Origin of the sequence: uncultured Oceanisphaera sp., assembly GCF_947495715.1 — a bacterium.
Lineage (GTDB): Bacteria > Pseudomonadota > Gammaproteobacteria > Enterobacterales > Aeromonadaceae > Oceanimonas > Oceanimonas sediminis.
Genome location: NZ_CANLZU010000006.1, coordinates 1 through 21,393 on the forward strand (window position 1 = coordinate 1; position 21,393 = coordinate 21,393).

Sequence of the window (21,393 nt, forward strand, 5' to 3'; positions counted from 1 at the left end):
CCAGGGTCGAACGGCCTCCCCAGTAACTGTGAAATACTCTATCAACTCATCTAACTTAAACATACAAGGGTCGAATTCATTCGACCAATGGCGTACCACGGCGGTTGGGCGGGCCCATTGAAATGGACCCTACGCGGCGGGCAGATTCGCGGTTTTTGTCGCTACTACCTCAACCCTGATGATGCAAAATCACGTATTTGTCCCACAGTTGCTCTTCGGTTTCCCTATGTTCGGGGTGATCGATGATGCAGTCGATGGGACAGACGCTGATGCAGGTGGGCTTGTCGTAATGGCCCACACACTCGGTGCATAAATCCGGCGCTATTTCGTAGATCTCGGCGCCAAAGGTGATGGCACCGTTCGGGCATTCGGGTTCACACATGTCGCAGTTGATGCATTTGTCGGTGATCAGCAGGGCCATTAAAGTACTCGCAGTAACGGGCAGGACGAAAAAACGGTTCAGGGCCGAATTATATCACCACTGCCCGGTATTCTCAGTTTTCGTGATCCCGCTCTGGCGGCAGCCTTCTTGCCAATCATCCACGCTCAACGCACAATAGCCACTCCCCGAACTATGAGAGACCTGTCTATGGAACTGGCCGACTACCGGCGGGAATACCTGCGAGGCGGCTTGCGCCGCAAGGATTTGCCGGATAACCCTTTGTCTCTGTTTGAAACCTGGATGCAGCAGGCGATTGCCGCCAACCTGGCCGATCCCACCGCCATGGTGGTGGGCACGGTAGATGAGCGCGGGCAGCCGTATCAGCGCATCGTGCTGCTCAAGCATACCGACGAGCGTGGCTTCGTGTTTTACACCAACATGGGCAGCCGCAAGGCCGGCCAGCTGGCGGGCAATCCGCGTATCAGCCTGCTGTTTCCCTGGCATACGCTGGAACGCCAGGTGCACGTCACCGGTCAGGTGGAGCGTCTGTCGGCACTGGAAGTAATGAAATATTTCAGTAGTCGTCCCAAAGACAGCCAGATTGGCGCCTGGGTCTCGCAGCAGTCATCGCGCATTTCCGCTCGCGGCCTGCTGGAAGCCAAATTTCTGGAAATGAAACAGAAGTTTGCCAGTGGCGAGGTGCCGCTGCCGAGCTTCTGGGGCGGTTTCAGAGTCAAGTTCGAGACCGTCGAATTCTGGCAGGGTGGCGCCAACCGTCTGCACGACCGTTTTCTGTATCAGCGTGAAGGCGCCGACGGCTGGACCATCGATCGCCTGGCGCCATAGGACCTGTCATCATGCTGATATGCAGAACCGAGCGGCCGGGTGACGGCGACGACATCGACGAGGTGGTCTGTGCCGCCTTCGGTCGGGACGACGAAGCGGATCTGGTATGGGCCCTGCGCGAGCAGGGCGCCATCAGCCTGAGCCAGGTCGCCGAATACGAAGGCGCCATCGTCGGCCATCTGGTGATGAGTCCGGTGTTGGTGAACGGCGAGGATATCGGCTGGCTGGGACTGGCGCCGGTCAGTGTCTGGCCCGACTGTCAGCAACAGGGCGTGGCCTCGGCGATGATTCGGGAAGCGCTCGACAGCGCCAACGAACTCGACTGGGCCGGAGTGGTGGTACTGGGCGAGCCGGCGCTCTATCGGCGCTTCGGCTTTCGCCCCGCCAGCGAGCTGGGCCTGGAGTGCACCTATCCCGACGCGGGTGATGCCTTCATGGCGCTGGCACTCAAGCAACCGGCTCCCACCGGTCTGGTCAGATACCATCCGGCGTTTGATGAGCTGACGTAGATCGAATTATTTTAGGCAAGAGAATTTGACCGGTGGTGTTGCATTATAGGTTGGGTTGGTCCAATGAATTGGACCCTACAAGATCGTACCCTGTTATCAGGAGCGTGGTTTACAAGGGTCGAATTTATTCGACCACGGCGTTTATGCCGTCATTCATGACGAACGTCAGGATCTTGGGTTTGGTGCTGTGTGCAGGAAGATACTGAATCAAGTTCAGCATGACAAAGATTCAGTACCGGTATGACGGCCCCAATCCCCAATCCCCAATCCCCAATCCCCAATCCCTAATCCCTGATTTTCCGTTTTATTATTCGTCTTCTTCAAAGTACCAGTAGCCCTGATTGACCAGTGGCAGCAGCACTTCCAGTAGCGCCTCGGGCTGCTTCAGGCAGGCCACTTCGGGGCCGCAGATGCGGGCCTGATCACACAGCAGCGCGATGGCGTCGGCATCCGGCTCGTCAAGCTGGTAGCGATCCCCGTCCAGATAAAACACCTCTTCGCTGCCTTCCATATAGAAGCAGCGGGCACCGGCCAGCCGATACAGATGGTCACCATGATCCAGGCGCAATACCAGCTCTTCCAGGCTGTAGAGCGGCTCTACCGGCTCCAGATCCAGGTCGTGCTTGGCTTCCGAGATCATCTCGCCAAACCAGTCGGCCATTCGTACCGGATCGTCCAGCAGTTCGACCATCAGCGCCTTCACCTGCAGCATCGCCTGGTGGTCGATGCGACCGTGGGCCGAGCAGGGCGCCATGGCGGCATCGTCAAAGCGACGGCTGTCCGACTCGTGCGCCAGCATGTGATCGGCAAAGCCGGAAATCAGATCGCGTGCATCCGGGGCGCGAAAGCCGATGGAATAATTGAGTGCCGGGGTCTCGGCATAGCCTTCGTGCGGACAGCCGGGTGGAATATAGAGTACATCGCCGGGCTCCAGCACTTCGTCTATTTCCGCCTCGAAGGCCTCGCAGTGGCGCAGGGCCCCGTGGGCGGCAAACTGCTTCAGGCTTTGTGGCAGACCCACCCGCCAGCGGCGGCGACCGTCGCCCTGAATGATAAAGACCCCATACTGATCGATATGAGGGCCCACGCCACCACCGGGAGTGGAGAAGCTGACCATCACATCATCGAAGCGCCAGCCGGGAATGAAGCGAAAGGCTTCCGCCACATCTTGTACTGCCGGGTGCCACTGGTTGACGGCCTGCACCAGCAGGGTCCAGTCGGTTTCGCCCAGATGATCGTAGCTCTCGAAGGGACCGGTTTCCGCGTTCCAGCGTTGGTTTTCTCGCCAGACCCGGCGGGATTCGATGTGCGGTTCCAGCGCCAGGCCGGCCAGTTCGTCCGGGCTGAGCGGATCTTCAAAACCGGGAAAACCGGCCTTGATCAGCAAGGGCTTGCGTTGCCAGTAATTGGCCAGAAAGTCGTCGATATCCAGTTTCAGAGCGCTGTGCATGGGAACCTGTAATGATGGGGATAATGCGTTAAGAATAGCGGGCTATTATGCCTAGCCGAAGTGGAGAATGATAGATAGTGAGGGGTGAGGGGTGAGGCGTAGGCTTGGCGCCGTTCTGCTCCCTCCCCTGAACTCGTGGGCCACAGGATGACAGCGGGGTGTAACGCAAGGGGAGGGTTGGGGAGGGGTTTCTGTATGGAGGGTGAAATGACACCCCCACCCAGCCTCCCCCTGGCGAAAAGCCGCAGTTATGCTTGTAACGCCGCTGCCAAGGGGGAGGAGCAAACAGCTCCTTCCCCGGCATAAACAAAAACACCGAGCCAACCGGCTCGGTGTTTTGTCTTTAACTTCCAGCTTCCAGCTTAACGCTTCCGGCTGGGTTTACAGCTCGTCGGTCAGCTGGATGGCTTGGCCTATGTAGTTGGCGGGGGTCAGTAGCTTGAGCTGATCCTTCACCGACTCGGGCAGTTCCAGACCGTCGATGAAGGTGCGCATGCCGTCGGCATCCACGCGCTTGCCACGGGTCAGCTCTTTCAGCTTCTCGTAGGGCTTCTCGATACCGTAGCGACGCATCACGGTTTGTACCGGCTCGGCCAGTACTTCCCAGTTCTGATCCAGATCGGCGGCCAGAGCGGTCGGGTTGGCTTCCAGCTTGCTGATGCCTTTCAGGGTTGCCTGATAGGCGATCACCGAATAGCCCACGGCCACGCCCAGGTTGCGCAGCACAGTGCTGTCGGTCAGATCGCGCTGCCAGCGAGACACCGGCAGCTTGGCGGCCAGGTGGTTGAAGATGGCGTTGGCCAGGCCCAGATTGCCTTCGGAGTTTTCGAAGTCGATCGGGTTGACCTTGTGCGGCATGGTGCTGGAGCCGATTTCGCCGGCCACGGTTCTCTGTTTGAAGTAACCGACCGAGATATAACCCCAGATGTCGCGGTCAAAATCCAGCAGTATGGTGTTGAAGCGAGCGATGGCGTCGAACAGCTCGGCAATGTAGTCGTGCGGTTCAATCTGGGTGGTGTAGGGGTTGAAGGTCAGCCCCAGACCGGTGACGAAGCGCTCGGCAAAACCGGCCCAGTCCACTTCCGGATAGGCAGACAGGTGCGCGTTGTAGTTGCCCACGGCGCCATTGATCTTGGCCAGCATTTCTACCGACTTGATTTGCTTGAGCTGACGCTCCAGACGGTAGGCCACGTTGGCCATTTCCTTGCCCAGAGTGGTGGGCGAGGCGGGCTGACCGTGGGTGCGGCTCAGCATGGGCACGTCGCGATACTGGGCGGCCAGGCGCTTGATTTCATCAACCAGCTGCTGGCAATAGGGTACCACCACCTGGTCCCGGCCGGCGTTCAGCATCAGCGCATGGGCATTGTTGTTGATGTCTTCGCTGGTGCAGGCGAAGTGAATGAACTCGCTGACGGCCGCCAGCTCGGGCAGCACTTCCACCTTTTCCTTCAGGAAGTATTCCACCGCTTTCACGTCGTGGTTGGTGGTGCGCTCGATATCCTTGATTCGCTGGCCATCGGCTTCGTTGAAGTCGGCGACAATGGCGTCCAGCAGGGCGTTGGCCTCGGCGGACAGGGCGGGCACCTCGGTAATTTCAGCATGGGCGGCCAGCGCCTGTAGCCAGCGTACCTCGACTTCTACACGAAAGCGCAATAAACCAAATTCGGAAAAAATGGCGCGCAGCTCCTGGGTTTTGGTGCCGTAACGGCCATCAACCGGAGAAATAGCCGTTAATGCTGACAATTCCATGAACAAGGACTCCTGAACGTTGGGGGGGTAACAGAACAATTAATACCGCAATGCCGCCTGGGCCTGAGCCACCAGCCGCTTGCGAGAAAACAGAATATGACGGCGTTTGCCGCCGAGCTGACGCCAGAGTACGGCGCTGCGAATACCGGCCAGCAATAACGCCCGAATCTGGTGCTGCACCAGCGGCTGCTGCAGGTAGCTCGGGTTACCGGCTACCTGAATACGCGGCCCTATGGGGCTGACAATATCGCTGTACACGCTGGCCAGGTTGGCCAGTACCTGCTCGTCGAGCAGCTCGAAGTGGTGCAGCTGGCGCTTTACCTGATTGATGCGCTCGCCCAGCATCGACATCAGGTCGCGGCGCTTGGCCAGCTTGCGCTCCAGCGCGACAATGCCGACCAGATAGCGGGTCAGTTCGGCGTTCTTGCGGTTGCTGTTGTTGTCGAGCTGATCGATCAGTGTCTGATAGCCCAGACCGAGCTTTTCATGGCCACCGTAAATATCTACCGATTGTTCGGCGTCGGTGACCAGAATGCTGTTGAGGGTGGCTTCGAACAGGCTTTTATCGTTGATGCTGCCCTCACGGGCGACCTGCTGCACCAGACTGGCGGCCTGGCAGATGCCGGCAAAGGCCAGGGTTTGGTTTTCGAGGCTGTGACTCACGCTTGCTCCTGACTGAAACGGGTTTCGATAATACCGCCGCCGAGGCAGATGTCGCCCTGGTAGAAGACGGCTGACTGGCCCGGTGTGACCGCCGCCTGCGGCTGGTCGAAGGTGACCTTGATGGTCTCGTCATCCAGCGGCTCGACCAGGCAGGGGATATCGGTCTGACGATAACGGGTCTTGATGGTACAGCGAAAGGCGTCCTTGACGGGCATGCGATCCACCCAGTGCAACTGGCGGGCAATCAGACCGTTGGAATACAGGCGCGGGTGATCGCCCTGGGCCACCACCAGCACATTGCGATCCAGCTCTTTATCGACCACGTACCAGGGCTCGTCGCTGGCATTTTTCAGGCCGCCGATGCCGAGGCCCTTGCGCTGACCCAGGGTGTGATACATCAGCCCCTGGTGTTCACCGATGACCACGCCATCCACCGTTTCAATTTTGCCGGGCTGGGCGGGCAGGTAGCGGGCCAGAAAATCGGTGAACTTGCGCTCGCCGATAAAGCAGATGCCGGTAGAATCTTTCTTCTTGGCGGTGACCAGTTCCAGCTGCTCGGCGATGCGGCGCACCTCGGGTTTTTCCAGCTCGCCGACCGGAAACAGGCTCTTGGCCACCTGCTGCGAACTCAGGGTGTAAAGGAAGTAGCTCTGATCCTTGTTGCCGTCCAGGCCGCGAAGCATGCGGGGCTGCTCGTCGAAGCTGCGGCGCACGTAGTGACCGGTGGCAATATAGTCGGCGCCCAGATCTTCGGCGGCAAACTCCAGGAAGGCCTTGAACTTGATTTCCTTGTTGCACAGGATATCGGGATTAGGCGTGCGCCCGGCCTTGTATTCCGCCAGAAAATGCTCGAACACATTGTCCCAGTATTCGGCGGCAAAGTTGATAGTGTGAAGCTCGATGCCGAGCTTGTCACACACCGCCTGGGCGTCACGCAGATCCTCGGCGGCGGAGCAATACTCGTCGGTGTCATCTTCTTCCCAGTTTTTCATGAACAGGCCTTCCACCTGATAGCCCTGCTGCTGCAGCAACCAGGCCGAAACCGAAGAATCCACACCGCCGGACATGCCGACAATCACTTTTAGCTGACTGTTATCGCTCATCACTCGCCGTTACCTGTATGCAAAACGGCCAGCATTTTACCAGACAAATGCCGCCAGCGGGAGGGAAAGAAAGCCATAAGCGGGAAGTTGGAAGCCGGAAGAAAATTCCGGGTGCGTTGCGGAGCTGTTTTTCGTAGGGTCGAATTTATTCGACCGGCGGTGTTGCAGTCAGGTTGGGTTGGTCCAATAAATTGGACCCTACGAGGCGGGCCAATTTGTGGTTTTTGTAGTTGTGGTCCTGTGTCGTGCCCCTTGGTCGATTGAAATCGACCCTACGATCGTCGGAGTCACTTGTAGCTGCCGCTTCAGCTGGCAGGCTCTGCGAAGCAGGGCAATAACGACAACGCCAAACCTGCAGACCATAAGCCATGCCAAGAAAAAGGAAAAAGGGGTCGGAGTCATTTTCACGCAAAGTAATAAATGACTCCGACCCCTTTTTCTTCCGTTTCCCGCTTCTAACCTTGTTGCTTCAACGCACTTAACGGAAAACGCTGTCCGGCCAGGTAATCGCGGAACGAGGCCAGAATCAGCGGGCTGCGCAACCGGTCGCCCAATGCCTCTATTTCGGGAAGAGTCAGCCAGTGACAGCGGATGATGTCGCCGTCCGGATCCTGTGGATTCGTGGCCAGCGGCGCCGGTACCTCGGTGCAGAAGGTGAAGCGCACAAAATGGGTGCCGTTGTCCGGCGCCTCAAATTGATAGATGGCCACCGCCTGCTCCAGCGGCAGGGTCAGGCCGGTTTCTTCCTGCAGTTCGCGCTGGGCGCCGTCGAGCAGGCTTTCGCCGGGTTCAAGATGGCCGGCGGGCTGGTTGAACATCACCCGGCCCTGTTGCCATTCCTCCACCATTAAAAAGCGATCACCGGCACGCACGATCACCGCCAGGGTCACCGCAAAGGGATGATGGCTCATAGCTTTCTCCATTGGCCCGAGGGCAGGTTATCCAGGGTCCAGTCACCGATGGCATAGCGGATCAGCCGCAGGGTCGGAAAGCCGATATGGGCGGTCATGCGCCGTACCTGACGATTGCGCCCCTCGATGATCTGGATTTCCAGCCAGCAGGTCGGAATATTCTGCCGCTCGCGAATGGGCGGGGTGCGCGGCCAGACAGTCGGTGCCTCCATCAGCCGTACCCGAGCGGGCAGGGTAGGGCCATCCTTCAGCGTTACGCCCCGGCGCAGCGGCTCCAGCTCCGCCTCGGTGGGGGCGCCTTCTACCTGCACCCAGTAGGTCTTGGCGGTTTTGCGGCCGGGCTGGGTCAGGCGGGCATTGAGGGCACCATCGTTGGTCAGTAGCAGCAGGCCTTCACTGTCCCGATCCAGCCGGCCGGCGGCATAAACGCCGGGCACCTTCACGAAGTCGGCCAGGGTCTGGCGGCCATCGCCGTCGGTAAACTGGCACAGCACCATATAGGGCTTGTTGAACAGCAGCGTGGTCGGTGGCCCGGCGGGCGTCGGTTTGGGTTTAACTCTGGCCGGCTTGGGCCTGGGACCTGATGCGGGCCGTGGTTTTCTGGCTTTCATGCGAAACGTCTTGATAAACAGGGGCTTCAGCATAACAAAATCCGCTGTTGTCGGCTAACGGGCAGCACGGTCGAACTGTGATCGGCTCAATATCTATCGCCGTTTTTTTGTCCTATGCTGCCGAGGCTGCCTGAGGAAGAGGGCAAGCTGTGCGTAGAACACCGCCATCAATAACAAGCAGGAGAACACGATGACTTCACAGGTAATGGTGCCGGCAGAAGGGCAAAAAATCACCCTGGATAACACCGGCAAGCTGCAGGTGCCCAATCACCCCATTATTCCCTTTATTGAAGGCGACGGCATCGGTGTGGATGTGACCCCGGCGATGAAGCTGGTGGTGGATGCCGCCGTGGCCAAGGCCTATCAGGGCGAGCGGCAGGTAAGCTGGATGGAAATCTATACCGGCGAGAAGTCGACTCATGTTTACGGTGAAAACACCTGGTTGCCGGAAGAAACGCTCGAACTGATTCGTGATTACCATGTGGCCATCAAGGGCCCGCTCACTACCCCGGTGGGGGGCGGCATTCGTTCGCTCAACGTGGCGCTGCGCCAGCAGCTTGATCTGTATGTGTGTCTGCGTCCGGTGCGTTATTACCAGGGTACACCCAGCCCGGTGAAGCAGCCCGAACTGACCGACATGGTGATCTTCCGCGAGAACAGCGAAGACATCTACGCGGGTATCGAATGGCAGGCCGGCAGCGCCGAAGCGCAGAAGGTAATCGACTTTTTGCGTAACGACATGGGGGTGCAGAAAATCCGCTTTCCCGAAGACTGCGGCATCGGCATCAAGCCGACCTCCAAAGCCGGTACCCAGCGCTTGGTGCGCGCCGCGCTGCAGTATGCCATCGATAACGACCGTGACTCCCTGACTCTGGTGCACAAGGGCAACATCATGAAGTTCACCGAAGGTGCTTTCAAGGACTGGGGCTATGAGTTGGCGCGGGAAGAGTTCGGTGCCGAATTGATTGACGGTGGCCCCTGGTGTTCGTTCAAGAACCCCAACACCGGCAAGGAGATCATCGTCAAGGACGTGATTGCCGACGCCTTTCTGCAGCAGATACTGCTGCGCCCGGCGGAATACGACGTCATTGCCTGCATGAACCTGAACGGCGACTACATCTCCGATGCCCTGGCGGCTCAGGTGGGCGGCATCGGTATCGCCCCCGGCGCCAACATCGGCGACGGTGTGGCATTGTTCGAAGCCACCCACGGCACCGCGCCCAAGTATGCCGGGCAGGACAAGGTCAACCCGGGGTCACTTATTCTCTCCGCCGAAATGATGCTGCGCCACCTGGGCTGGACCGAGGCGGCGGATCTTATCGTCAAGGGCATGGAAGGGACGATCGCCAACAAGACGGTCACCTACGACTTCGAGCGACAAATGACCGGCGCCACCCTGCGCAGCTGTTCCGAATTTGCCGAAGACATAGTGACCCAGATGTAAAAGGCTCAATGTTCGTCAAACGATCGTAGGGTCGATTTCAATCGACCAGCGCTCCGGCTCGGGGCCAAAACGGTCGAATAAATTCGACCCTACGCACTGCCAACTGAAGTGGCAGCCAGGGGGGCCGTTCGGTGTCGCACCCTATCTCAATTTACGCACTCCGCCGTCATCCTGACGAAAGTCAGGATCTTGCGTTGTCTGCATGAACCCGAGTCGTTTACAGAAAGATACCGGGGCAAGCCCGGTATGACGAACGAGTAATCCGGCGCCGATCTGCAGCCAACAAAAACGGCGCTGTATCAACAGCGCCGTTTTTTACCTTGCTACACAGAACCAGCCAACTAGAATTTTTCAGCTTTCAGCTTTCAGCTTTCAGCTTTCAGCTTCACAACCCGAAATAAGGCGAACGGGCGTCGGTTAACCCATACAAGCCGTAGCGTCGGCCCAGCATTTGGCCGCCGTCGCGGGTAAGGGGGACCCAACTGATGGTCGAACTGGTGGTGCTGGGGCTAACCGTCAGCAGGTCGAACGGAATAGACACATAAAAGCCTTTGGTGAAGCTGCCTTCGCCATAATCTTCACTCGACACATTGGTGAAAGTGGCAAAGGCGCCGGCCACTACACCGCTGTCGAACTTGTGCGAAAGCTCAAAGGTCGCCCCCTTGTCACCGGCCAGGTACTGGCCCGATTGCAGTTGCAGCAGGGTGTCGTCCAGCCAGGGCAGTTCGTAATAGGCGCCCAGATGACCGGTGGTCACCGCATAATCCAGCATGCCGAATTGAGAGTCGAAATCCCGCTGTTTCACCCAATTGAGGTTGGCACCTAGTGCCCAGTTGGTATTTTGCGGCCGATACAGCACCTCGCCACCGGCACCGGCAAACATCAGCTCTAAATAACCGCCATAGGCCTGGGCATACCAGTTGGGGGCCAGCCGGTCCATCCAGGTAAGTTGCAGGTTTTGCAGCCGTACCGGGCTGTCTTTTATGTATTTGCGCACCAGAGTACGTACTTGCGGCAAAGTAGGATTGTCGTTGTCGGCATAACCGTTATAGGTTTCATCCAGCTTGTCGTAGTTATCCACCAGGTTTACATAGGCGGCGGTAGAGGCCAGCCAGTGATCGGCAAGGTTGGTTTCCAGATCGCCCAGCAGACCAATTTGATAAATATAAAATGACTCCGGGCCGCCAAACGACTGTTGCAGCACAGGTGATACACCAAAACGGTAACGGCTATCTACAGCGGCCACCTCGGTGGCATCACTATAATCGCCCGGCTCGGCCTGGATCATGGCGTCGTTGAGGCTGGCGCCAATATAGGCGTTGTCTGCCGCCTGGCGCAGGGCGGTCATATCAAACTGTTGCTCGGTAAGCGGCAGGTTCTTCTTGGTTTCCACCAGCCGCACCTGCTCTATATCGGCCGGCAGCTGGTTGGCAAACAGCATGCCGGCACGGGCGTTGGCTTCGGCTCTGTCGCGGTATTTGGCCTGTTCGGCGGTCACTATGACCGTATTGTCCTGGCGCAGTACAGTGGCGTTGCGATAACCGGCGTTATTGGCCAAATCACCCTGTAACGTGCCCCAGTCCTCCTGCCCAGCATTCGGTAAAGCGTCCGGCTGATACTGGGGGTGGGGCAGGTCGTTCCAGCTAGGGGTTAATTCATTGAAGTTGGTACGCATGGTCACACCCAGGTTCATGGTGTTACCACGCTCCCACCCCGCATGTACATCCAGCCAGTCAAAGGCCCGGTATACGGCACCCACGTTCATGGGCGTGTCTACCTTCAGGGTGCCGGCAACATCGTTTACATAATCGTTGCTGTCGTATTCCAGCTTCAACCGCAATGGCTGCCAGGGCGTTTGATATTCCACCCCGCCAAACAAGGCGGCCGGACCCCGAAACATTTTATTGACATCAAATTTGCCGCCGCTGCCCAGGGTGCCTTGCGGGCGTTCGCAAAAGCCGCCGGCCACCTCACAAAACGGGTTGCTGATGTTGCCACGGGTACCTAAATAGCCCCAGCCCATGCCGAGCGTCAAGTCCAACGGGCCTATCCGTTTGCTGGCCGCGACAAATTCGGAAGCAAACAAGCCGGTGCCGCCCATATCCCGGGCGCCTACACTCAGTTCCGGCAGCCACTGGCGTTCTTTCAGCAACCGAAACTTGGCGTCTATGCCCTTGTCTTTCAGCGTTTGATCACCACTAAACTCGGTATTCTGGCTGTAAAGCCGGGTACGCACATCCACATAGCGCACCGTGGTTTCCAGCCAGGGAAACAGCTGCAAAGACAGCGAGTAACGACGGTATTGGTCGGTGTCAAAGTAGTTGATGCTGAACTCGCCCTCTTTGTTCATGCGGGCAGAGGGCATTTGCAACAAACCGGTCCCCCCAAAGTCGGACTGAGACGGCATGGGCACAAAGGGCGTAAGCTCGTCGGCCCGGGTGGGTGCGTGCAATATCAAGGCAACGGCGGCGGCCAGGGTGGCATAGTTAACAAAGTGAAAAGGCTGGTTCATGGCTGTCTGTTCGCTAAAAGAGTCATTATTTGCCGGTTTAGCCCGGTAAAAGCGGCGGGCAACTGCTTGAAGCCCACGTAAAGGGTGGCACCGGGCGCCACGCCAACAAATTCGGGGGCAAAGGGGTCTACGCCGCTGGTCATGACAACGCCGTCCGGCTGTATCACCCATATATTATTCGAGTCTGCTTCCGGCAGGGTACTTAGCCGTTTGCCGTAGTCATAAGCGAAGGCGCCCCCCACAAAGGGCCGCTTGCCCGGCAGGCGTATCAACCCCTGGGCCCACACAAAGTCGGGCCTGTCGCGCAGGGTGATGGTGTAATTGCCATCCAGCAGGGGGTTCTGCTCCGGCTGCAGGCGCACCAGATCATAATCCATGCTGACGGGTTGATAGGCTGCAAGCGGTAGGGCATGCAACTGGGCCAGCAGCTCATAGGCACTGCGCAGGCCGCCCTGGTTACCCTGGCGTGCCCAGTACTGCCCCAGCCGTTCAAGCCGGTCTGTTACCTGGCGGTGCAATTCGGTCAGCTCTGCCAGCTTATCTTCTGACTGACGGGTAAGCACAGACCAGCGAGGGTCAACTCCGGCCGCATGCAGCGAGGCCAGCACCTGCTGCCAGCGTACCGGTTGCGTATATTGCTGATTGAGGGCGCTGTTGGGTAATACCGTTATTTTTACCTGGCTATAAGCAGTGGCAGAAAATAAGGCTAAAAACACAAAAAATAGTGACTTCATGATTGATACGGCTTGATTAGGGTGATTTCTACCTCGGGCAGACCCGGGCCAATAAACTGGCGGCTTTTTATGACTTCACCGCTGTCGGGCGACAGCCAGAATGTGTTTTGTAACTGACGATCAAATTTGGCGTAGCGCACCTGCTCGGTAAATTTAATCAGCGTGACGGGTTGGCCCAGAATATTCTGCGACTCTTCACCCTGGTATTCAAAACGCGAAAGCGAGGCATAACCGCTAATATAACCCGGTTGCCAGTCTTGCTCGCTGGCCCAGCGCATATCCTGGCGCTGTTGCAGCAAGGTCAGAAGGTGAGGCAGGGGATCGGCGGCCAGGTTGCCGGTGTAAACGAGATTCTGCTCAAAGCCCAGGGTCTTGATCAGGCGCCCATGTTGGGTAACCAGCATTTTTTTATCCTGGGTTACCCACTTAAGCTTGTCACCTTCTGCCAGTGCCAGCACAGAAAGCACCCGTGGGCCATGGCCCCATTTCAGTTGAATAGCGGCATAGGGCAGGGCGGTTATCTGTTGCCGGGTGAGCGGTACATCGTTATAGCCCAGGGCGGCCACACGTAGGGTATCGCTTATGTCTTGCACCTTTTGGCTGCAGCCAACAAGGGCCAGCAGGGTGGCCAGCCATAAGCCTGAACAGGAAAGTTTTATCATTTGAGTTCAACAATAAATAAAAAGGGGCCATGGCCCCTTGGTGAACAATCTGCCATAAAAAAATGTGCAGCTTAGTTAGAACCAGAGGTAGATCCTGGAGTGGAAGAACCAGGGGTGGAACCAGGAGTAACCGCACCATTGTTGCTGTCGCTGCCGGATACACCCACGGCTACGGCGGCGGCTACGGCCACGGTTGCAGCGGCGGCCACGGCAGCGGTACCCAGACCCACGGCGGTGCCAGCGGCAATGCCACCAGCAGCGGCACCGGCACCCACGCCGGCACCAGCAGCACCAACGCCTGCACTGGTAGCCCCTGCACCAGCTGCGCCGGTTCCAGCTCCAGCAGCGGCGGTACCGGTTGTGCCGGCACCTGCACCGCTACCTGCGGCAGCAGCACCGGTTTCGGTTTGAGCCTGCACTGGCAGTGCCAGTGCAGCCCCTATCAATAAAGCAAATGCTGTTTTTTTCATCAGGATTCTCCTTGCAATCAATTTGTGAACCATGTAAGCATCGCAACAATATACGCCATTGCGATAAAATAACCTCATTTTCACCACTAGAGCGGTAATTTACCACTTAAGACGGCGTTAGATAACGAAACTTAATAAATTAAAGTTAGCCAAATCATTCATCTTTCTTTGAATTTGGGTCGTTGTAGTGCAGCAGCTACATAGTCGCACCGCGCTACACACGCCATGTTTTGTGTTACGATACGGCGCAATTTTTCATGGTCGCTTATTGCATTTTGCGACAAAGCTGAACCAGATATCAGTTCTCATATAAAGCTCAATTAAAACAAGAGCATAAATAACGGCGTTCAGCATCGGGGGCTGTAACCCTGGGGCGGTAGCGTACCTTTTTATTGCTCACAACGGCCCCTGCCGTGTTTTGGATGCTTTTTGAGCCTGGCTATTTGTATATCGTTATATTCTTAATTAATAAGCAGACTAATTAAATGAAACACGTTTACCAACTACCTTGTTTAGTGTTGACCACGGTTTTGTTGGGGGGCTGCACCCTGATACCCGGCTCTCATTTCTCCAGTTCTTACGGCACTGTGGTAGATCAGTACCATGATCAAGACGACGATCTGACCGAGTTGGTAGATATTTATCCTATCAGCGCCGCCTCTGTGTTGGCCGCACAGGCGCCAGGAGAGACCGTTGCTAGCTCTGATCTGCCACTGCGCCAGCAAATTGCACAATACGACTATCTGGTTGGCCCGGGCGATGTTTTGAGTGTAACCGTATGGGACCACCCCGAACTGACCACCCCGGCGGGGCAGTATCGCAGCTCGGAAGAAGCCGGCAACTGGGTACATACCGACGGCACCATGTTTTATCCCTACATTGGTAATATTCAGGTAGCAGGGCTAAAAGTCAGTGAAATTCGCGACCTTATCAGCAGCCGTCTGGCCCGTTACGTAGAAAGCCCGCAAGTAGACGTAACCATAGCGGCATTTCGCTCCAAATGGGTATATGTAACCGGCGAAGTAGAAAACCCCGGCACCCTGCCGATTACCAATATTCCATTAACGCTGATTGATGCGGTAAGCAAGGCGGGCGGCGTAACCGAGTTTGCCGACTGGCAAACCGTGATACTGAACCGTGGCGAGCAACGCTTTCGTTTTTCGCTGCGCGACCTCTATAAAGACGGTGATGTAAGCCAGAACATTCTGTTGCAGCCCAACGACGTGATCAACATTAACCGCAACGACGACAGCAAGGTATTTGTGCTGGGTGAGGTGAACCGCGCTCAAACCTTGCCAATGGGGCGCAACGGCAAAACCCTAGCCGAGGCATTATCTGATGCCAACGGCATTAATCAGATAACCGCAGACGCTACCGGCGTGTTTGTGCTGCGCAAGGCGCCAGCAAACAGTGGTCGCATCGCCGATGTGTATCAGCTGAATGCCAAAAACGCTGCCGCCCTGGTGCTGGCCGACAGCTTTCATCTGCAAGAGCGTGACATTGTGTATGTAACCGCAGCGCCCATTACCCGCTGGAACCGGGTGCTAAGTCAGTTATTACCGACCATATCCGGCCTTAACGTTGTTAGTGATGCGTCCGACTCTGTGAGTGGAAACTGATGTTTAACAATATTCTGGTAGTGTGTGTGGGCAATATTTGCCGCAGCCCTACCGCCGAGTTTTTGCTGAAGGCGGCACTGCCCGGCAAAACCGTACACTCCGCCGGCCTTGGCGCCCTGGTAGATAAAGACATGGATGCCACGGCCCGCAGCATAGCCGAAAACCATGATATTGACTGCCCCCTTCATGCGGCCCGCCAGTTAACCAAAGAACTGTGCCGGCAGGCAGACGTGATATTGGTCATGGAAAACAAGCACAAAGAAGGGGTAAGCCGGCTGGCGCCCGAAGTGCGGGGCAAAACCTTTTTGCTGGGCCAATGGCAGCAAAATCAGGAAATTCCAGACCCCTACAAGAAAAGCACCGAGGCATTCGAGCATGTATACGGGCTAATAGAGCACAACTGTACGCTCTGGGCCGATAAGCTGAATAAATAAGAGAAAACGCATGACACAGCAAACCACAATCAACAACCAGCCCCAAGACGACGAAATAGACCTGGGTCGCCTGTTTGGCCTGCTGCTGGACGGCAAATGGCTGATTATCGGCATAACCACCCTTGCCATGATCATCGGCGTGACCTATGCCTTGCTGTCCACCCCGGTATACAAGGCCAATGCCCTGTTGCAGGTAGAAGAAAAGTCCAGTGGCATGCCCGCCCTGGGTGAAATGGGGGACCTGTTTTCGCAACAAAGCAATGCCGGGGCGGAGTTGGAAATTATCAGCTCTCGCATGGTGCTGGGCGCGGCGGTAGACGAGCGCAAGCGTGACATTATTGTTGAGCCCTATTATTTTCCGCTGCTCGGCAAGTTTATGGCCAGCCGCTACCAGGGCGAGCAACCGGCCGAGGCCAGCCTGTTTGACAGTTATGCCTGGGGCGGTGAGCAAATAAAAGTGAGCCAGCTGATGGTGCCAAGCTACCTGCTGGACAAGCCGCTTACCCTGCGCGCCACCGAACAGGGCTTTGTGCTGTTGAATAATGACGGCACCGAACTGCTGCGCGGCCAGGCAGGCAAGCTTGCCGAACAAGACGGCATCCGTTTGCTGCTTACCGATCTGGTGGCTCGTCCGGGTACCGAGTTTGTGCTGACCAAGGCCAGTCGGCTAAAGGCCATTGCCGACTTGAGCCAAAACCTGAATGTGAGCGAAAAAGGCAAGGCCAGCGGTATTCTCTCTCTTAGCCTTACCGGCACCAACCAGGCCGACATTGCCGCGACCCTTAATGCGGTGGCGCGCCAGTATCTGTTGCAGAATATTCAGCGCATGTCTGCCGAGGCCGAAAAAAGTCTGTCCTTTTTAACCGAACAACAGCCAGAGCTTAAAGCGAAACTGGACCAGGCCGAAGAGCGCCTGAACGAATATCGCCAGCAGCATAAATCGGTGGATCTGGGGCTGGAAACCCAGAGCGTGCTGACGCAGATGGTGGAACTGGAAAAACAACTCAACGAACTGTCGTTCAAAGAGTCGGAGCTAAGCCGGCTTTATACCCGGGCTCACCCCAGCTACCAGGCCCTGCTGGAGAAAAAGCAGGCTCTGGCCAAAGACAAAAAACAGTTGGCCGATCAGGTAGAAAACCTGCCGACTACGCAACAAGAAGTGCTGCGCCTGACCCGAGACATGCAGGTAAGCCAGGAGATTTATATTCAGCTGCTGAACAAGGTACAAGAGCTGAACATCGTCAAGGCGGGTACTGTAGGCAATGTGCGCATCATTGACGATGCCGTTACCGAGCCCCATGCGGTCAAACCCAAAAAGCCGCTGATAGTGGTGTTGGCCACCTTGCTGGGCGGCATGCTCAGTGTGGGCCTGGTGCTGATGCGTGGCCTGCTCAACCGAGGTGTAGAAAACCCGGAAGACTTTGAACAGGCCGGCATGAGTGTGTATGCCAGTGTGCCCTTGAGCGAGGTGCATCAGAAGAAAACCCAGTTGCTGAGCAAACGCAAAAAACAACCAAATCAGGGCAGCCAACTGCTGGCGGCCTATAATCCAGCCGATTTGGCAATAGAATCGTTACGGGCGCTTCGCACCAGCCTGCACTTTGCCATGATTGAGGCCAACAACAACGTACTGGCCATTGGTGGCCCAAGCCCGGCCATAGGCAAGTCGTTTGTAAGCTCCAACCTGGCAGCCATTTGTGCCCAGGCGGGGCAAAAAGTGCTGCTAATAGACGCCGACATGCGTAAAGGCTATATGCACACGCTGCTTAACGTGAGTCTTGAACAAGGCCTGTCCGGCCTGCTGAGCGGTAAACACAGCCTGCAGCAAGTAGTGCAGAGCACAGAAGTAGACAACCTGCACTTTATAGCCAGAGGCCAGATACCGCCGAACCCCTCCGAGTTGTTGATGCACAGTAACTTCAGCAAGTTGGTAGAAGAGGCTGGCAAGCAATACGACCTGGTAATTATCGACACCCCACCGGTACTGGCAGTAACAGATCCGGTAATTATCAGTGCCCAGGCCGGCACCACGCTGATGATAAGCCGCTTCGCCAAAAACCCGCTTAAAGAAGTAGAAATCGCCATGCGTCGCTACCAGCAAAACGGCATTAATGTAAAAGGCATTGTATTCAACGCAGTAGAGCGCAAAGCCTCCACCTACGGTTATGGTAACTACGGTTACTACAACTACGAATACAAAAACTCATAAGTGAGAACTGTTACACCACCGGTCAAATAAATTTGACCCTACGACGTATGTAAGCGCCCATTTATACGGCGCAATCCCATAGATAATGCAATACCAACAAAAACGGCGCTGTATCAAACAGCGCCGTTTTTTATTCTGCTGCGCGGGGTCTGCCGACGGAAGGTGCCGCGACAGCTTGCCGGAGTTTAGCTGCCAGCCTTGATAACCCGCGGCAGCCTGTCGTCTTTGCGCAGGGTCAGTACTTCGCAGCCGTCTTCGGTTACCAGCAGGGTGTGCTCGTACTGGGCCGACAGGCTGCGATCCTTGGTGACTACGGTCCAGCCGTCGCCCAGCATCTTGCTCTGGCGCTTGCCGGCGTTGATCATCGGCTCTATGGTCAGGCACATGCCTGCTTGCAGTACTTCACCGGTGCCCGGTTTGCCGTAATGCAGTACCTGCGGCTCTTCGTGGAACTCGGCGCCGATGCCGTGGCCGCAATATTCCCGCACTACCGAGTAGTTGTGCGCCTCGGCGTGCTGCTGAATGGCGGCACCGATGTCGCCCAGGTGTACTCCGTGCTTCACCATCTTTATGCCCAGCTCCAGGCATTCCTGGGTTACCCGGCACAGGCGTTCGGCCATGATGCCGGACTTGCCGACCATGAACATTTTTGAAGTATCACCGTGGTAGCCATCCTTGATCACCGTGATATCGATATTGATGATGTCGCCTTCCTTGAGCTTCTTGTCCGCCGGAATGCCGTGGCAGATCACGTGGTTTACCGAGGTACAGATCGACTTGGGAAAACCGTGATAGTTCAGCGGCGCCGGAATCGCCTGCTGCTCGTTCACGATATAGTCATGGCAGATCTGGTTCAGCTGGTCGGTGGTCACGCCGGCTTGCACGTGCGGTTCAATCATTTCCAGCACGTCGGCGGCCAGGCGACCGGCTACGCGCATTTTTTCTATTTCTTCCGGGGTTTTTATGACTATGCTCATCAAACTCGTCTCTGTGGGTGGGCGTCCGGTTCAGGGCTGCGTTGTCTTGCAGGGCGGCTATCGGCTATGCCAATAAGGAAGGCCGATAAGGATGGCCGACAAAAGGACAAAAAGTGTAACGCCAAGTGCCGCTAAGTTCCACCAGTAGTCAAGCCGTAGTCAGGCTGCAGACGAATAACGGCAACGCTGGTGCAGGGGCCGGTTTTATGGTATAAAGCGCGCCGTGATAGTTGCATCTGCGGGCATGCCTGCAGATTTTTCCATCACACACATTCACCTTCTTAATACACACACACATCGGCACATGCTCCAGGGTGCCTTCGGGTCGGAGTCATGGGATGTGTGGAGGCCTAACCCAATACACTTATTTGAGGAAATCATGGCACAAGTATCTATGCGCGACATGCTGAAAGCCGGCGTTCACTTTGGTCACCAGACTCGTTACTGGAACCCCAAGATGAAGCCGTTCATTTTCGGCGCCAGCAACCGGGTTCACATCATCAACCTGGAAAAAACCGTTCCCATGTTCAACGATGCGTTGAACTATCTGGGCAACGTGGCTTCCAAGAAGGGTAAAATCCTGTTTGTTGGTACCAAGCGCGCAGCCTCTGAAGCCGTCAAAGAAGCCGCTACCAAGTGTGATCAGTTCTACGTCAACCATCGCTGGTTGGGTGGCATGCTGACCAACTGGAAGACTGTACGTCAATCCATCAGCCGCCTGAAAGAGCTGGAAAGCCAGGCTCAAGACGGTACCTTCGACAAGCTGACCAAGAAAGAGGCGCTGATGCGTACTCGCGAAATGGAAAAGCTGGAGAAGTCCCTGGGCGGTATCAAGGACATGGGCGGTCTGCCCGACGTATTGTTCGTAGTAGACGCTGACCACGAGCACATCGCTATCAAGGAAGCCAACAACCTGGGCATTCCGGTAGTATCGATTGTTGACACCAACTCTAACCCGGACAACATCGATTACATCATTCCCGGTAACGATGACGCCATCCGTGCCGTCCAGCTGTACCTGAATGCCGCTGCCGACGCCGTGATTGCTGCCCGTGCGCAAGACTTGGCCGTGCAAGCCGAAGACAACTACGTCGTAGAAGAGTAATAAAGTCGAAGCCTAGGCTTCAGCCTTTATTAACCATACGAAAGTAATGGGTTAACAGGGGCCTTGTGCCCCTGTTTTCTTGTAGACCAAGATCGAGGAAATTAGACATGGCAACGATTACCGCCGCCCTGGTAAAAGAACTGCGTGAGCGCACTGGCGCTGGCATGATGGATTGTAAAAAAGCCCTGACCGAAGCCAATGGTGACATTGAACTGGCCATCGAAGAGATGCGCAAGTCCGGTCAGGCCAAAGCCGCCAAGAAAGCCGGCCGTATTGCCGCCGAAGGTATCATCCTGCAGCGTCAGGCCGGCAACACCGCCGTGATGATCGAGCTGAACAGCGAAACCGACTTTGTCGCCAAAGACGCCGGTTTCCGCGCCTTCGGTGACAAGATTGTCGACATTGCGCTGGCAAACAAAATCAACGACCTGGACGCCCTGAAGGCGGCCGAGTACGAGAACGGCGAAAGCATCGAGCTGACCCTGACCAACCTGATCGCCAAGATCGGTGAAAACATGAGTCTGCGTCGTATCGTGCTGGTGGAAGGTGACAACCTGACCACTTACCTGCACGGCACCCGCATCGGCGTTATCGCCAACCTGAAAGGCGGTGACGAAGAAGTGGCCAAAGACGTGGCAATGCACGTTGCCGCTTCCAACCCGCAGTTCGTCAAGCCCGAAGATGTGTCTGAAGACGTCGTGGCCAAAGAGCGCGAAATTCAGGTCGACATCGCCATCAACTCCGGCAAGCCGAAAGAAATTGCCGAGAAGATGGTTGAAGGTCGCATGAAGAAGTTCACCGGTGAAATCTCTCTGACCGGTCAGCCCTTTGTTAAAGATCCTTCTATCTCTGTAGCCGAGCGCCTCAAGCAGGCCGGCGCCGATGCCATCGGTTTTGTCCGCTTTGAAGTGGGTGAAGGCATCGAGAAGAAAGAAGAAGATTTCGCTGCCGAAGTTCAGGCACAAATCGCTGCTTCCAAGGGTTAATTCCCGCCGTTGTTAGT

The 21,393-nt window shown here is 56.5% G+C and carries 19 protein-coding genes and 1 pseudogene; 8 read left to right on the plus strand and 12 right to left on the minus strand.

Translation table 11 applies throughout. The features are described 5' to 3' along the window. Positions 1-169: 169 nt before the first annotated feature. The gene (locus Q0753_RS05100) at positions 170-421 is read right to left on the minus strand and encodes a YfhL family 4Fe-4S dicluster ferredoxin (protein WP_298718164.1); all 252 of its coding nucleotides are present in this window, start codon (positions 419-421) and stop codon (positions 170-172) included. 168 nt (positions 422-589) lie between these two features. Here Q0753_RS05100 and pdxH point away from each other — a divergent pair, with 168 nt between their 5' ends. Next, complete coding sequence (pdxH, locus tag Q0753_RS05105; RefSeq protein WP_298718166.1) at positions 590-1,228, plus strand: pyridoxamine 5'-phosphate oxidase; 639 nt, start codon at positions 590-592, stop codon at positions 1,226-1,228. A 17-nt stretch (positions 1,229-1,245) separates the two neighbouring features. After that, entirely contained in the window at positions 1,246-1,737 is a 492-nt protein-coding gene (locus Q0753_RS05110) for a GNAT family N-acetyltransferase (RefSeq protein WP_298718381.1), read from the plus strand. Positions 1,738-2,044: 307 nt separating this feature from the next. Here the strand turns inward: Q0753_RS05110 and Q0753_RS05115 are convergent, their stop codons facing one another. The 6 genes and pseudogenes from Q0753_RS05115 to rluE form a co-directional block, all read right to left on the minus strand. Beyond that, a complete protein-coding gene (locus Q0753_RS05115; protein ID WP_298718168.1) occupies positions 2,045-3,187 on the minus strand; it encodes a cupin domain-containing protein in 1,143 nt (380 codons plus the stop codon). 381 nt (positions 3,188-3,568) lie between these two features. Next, positions 3,569-4,936, minus strand: a complete 1,368-nt coding sequence (gene purB, locus Q0753_RS05120) for an adenylosuccinate lyase (RefSeq protein WP_298718170.1) — start codon at positions 4,934-4,936, stop codon at positions 3,569-3,571. A gap of 39 nt (positions 4,937-4,975) precedes the next feature. Then, positions 4,976-5,599, minus strand: coding sequence for a high frequency lysogenization protein HflD (gene hflD, locus Q0753_RS05125; protein WP_298718172.1), 624 nt, complete (start codon positions 5,597-5,599; stop codon positions 4,976-4,978). Further along, positions 5,596-6,702, minus strand: coding sequence for a tRNA 2-thiouridine(34) synthase MnmA (gene mnmA / locus Q0753_RS05130; RefSeq protein ID WP_298718174.1), 1,107 nt, complete (start codon positions 6,700-6,702; stop codon positions 5,596-5,598). Before mnmA ends, hflD begins: the two co-directional genes overlap by 4 nt. 455 nt (positions 6,703-7,157) lie before the next feature. Next, positions 7,158-7,613 (minus strand): NUDIX hydrolase, encoded by a 456-nt coding sequence (locus tag Q0753_RS05135; RefSeq protein ID WP_298718176.1) that lies wholly within the window; start codon positions 7,611-7,613, stop codon positions 7,158-7,160. Next, positions 7,613-8,239: pseudogene (rluE, locus tag Q0753_RS05140) on the minus strand (23S rRNA pseudouridine(2457) synthase RluE); the annotation flags it as partial. The gene Q0753_RS05135 and the pseudogene rluE, both read right to left, overlap by 1 nt. 175 nt (positions 8,240-8,414) lie before the next feature. Here rluE and icd point away from each other — a divergent pair. Next, complete coding sequence (icd, locus tag Q0753_RS05145) at positions 8,415-9,668, plus strand: NADP-dependent isocitrate dehydrogenase (protein ID WP_298718178.1); 1,254 nt, start codon at positions 8,415-8,417, stop codon at positions 9,666-9,668. Positions 9,669-10,053: 385 nt separating this feature from the next. Here icd and Q0753_RS05150 read toward each other — a convergent pair whose 3' ends face one another. The 4 genes from Q0753_RS05150 to Q0753_RS05165 form a co-directional block, all read right to left on the minus strand. After that, entirely contained in the window at positions 10,054-12,180 is a 2,127-nt protein-coding gene (locus tag Q0753_RS05150) for a YjbH domain-containing protein (RefSeq protein ID WP_298718180.1), read from the minus strand. Further along, positions 12,177-12,914 carry a capsule biosynthesis GfcC family protein gene (locus Q0753_RS05155; protein WP_298718181.1) on the minus strand — a complete coding sequence of 246 codons (738 nt, stop codon included), beginning with the start codon at positions 12,912-12,914 and terminating at the stop codon, positions 12,177-12,179. The genes Q0753_RS05150 and Q0753_RS05155 overlap by 4 nt, the downstream gene beginning before the upstream one ends. Further along, positions 12,911-13,507, minus strand: a complete 597-nt coding sequence (locus tag Q0753_RS05160) for a YjbF family lipoprotein (protein WP_298718183.1) — start codon at positions 13,505-13,507, stop codon at positions 12,911-12,913. The genes Q0753_RS05155 and Q0753_RS05160 overlap by 4 nt, the downstream gene beginning before the upstream one ends. 250 nt (positions 13,508-13,757) lie before the next feature. After that, the gene (locus Q0753_RS05165; RefSeq protein WP_298718184.1) at positions 13,758-13,946 is read right to left on the minus strand and encodes a hypothetical protein; all 189 of its coding nucleotides are present in this window, start codon (positions 13,944-13,946) and stop codon (positions 13,758-13,760) included. 585 nt (positions 13,947-14,531) lie between these two features. Between Q0753_RS05165 and Q0753_RS05170 the strand changes: the two genes are divergently transcribed. From Q0753_RS05170 to Q0753_RS05180, 3 genes are read left to right on the plus strand one after another with little or no spacing between them, the layout of a single operon-like run. Beyond that, positions 14,532-15,665, plus strand: coding sequence for a polysaccharide export protein (locus Q0753_RS05170; protein ID WP_298718186.1), 1,134 nt, complete (start codon positions 14,532-14,534; stop codon positions 15,663-15,665). Further along, positions 15,665-16,099 carry a protein tyrosine phosphatase gene (locus Q0753_RS05175; protein ID WP_298718188.1) on the plus strand — a complete coding sequence of 145 codons (435 nt, stop codon included), beginning with the start codon at positions 15,665-15,667 and terminating at the stop codon, positions 16,097-16,099. The genes Q0753_RS05170 and Q0753_RS05175 overlap by 1 nt, the downstream gene beginning before the upstream one ends. A gap of 10 nt (positions 16,100-16,109) precedes the next feature. Beyond that, positions 16,110-18,308 (plus strand): polysaccharide biosynthesis tyrosine autokinase, encoded by a 2,199-nt coding sequence (locus Q0753_RS05180; protein WP_298718190.1) that lies wholly within the window; start codon positions 16,110-16,112, stop codon positions 18,306-18,308. A 185-nt stretch (positions 18,309-18,493) separates the two neighbouring features. On the opposite strand, the gene map is transcribed toward Q0753_RS05180, so the two are convergent. Further along, positions 18,494-19,285, minus strand: a complete 792-nt coding sequence (gene map, locus Q0753_RS05185; RefSeq protein ID WP_298718192.1) for a type I methionyl aminopeptidase — start codon at positions 19,283-19,285, stop codon at positions 18,494-18,496. A 379-nt stretch (positions 19,286-19,664) separates the two neighbouring features. Between map and rpsB the strand changes: the two genes are divergently transcribed. Beyond that, the gene (rpsB, locus tag Q0753_RS05190) at positions 19,665-20,390 is read left to right on the plus strand and encodes a 30S ribosomal protein S2 (protein ID WP_204794426.1); all 726 of its coding nucleotides are present in this window, start codon (positions 19,665-19,667) and stop codon (positions 20,388-20,390) included. Between the two features lie 107 nt (positions 20,391-20,497). Then, a complete protein-coding gene (tsf, locus tag Q0753_RS05195) occupies positions 20,498-21,376 on the plus strand; it encodes a translation elongation factor Ts (protein WP_298718197.1) in 879 nt (292 codons plus the stop codon). Positions 21,377-21,393: the final 17 nt, after the last annotated feature.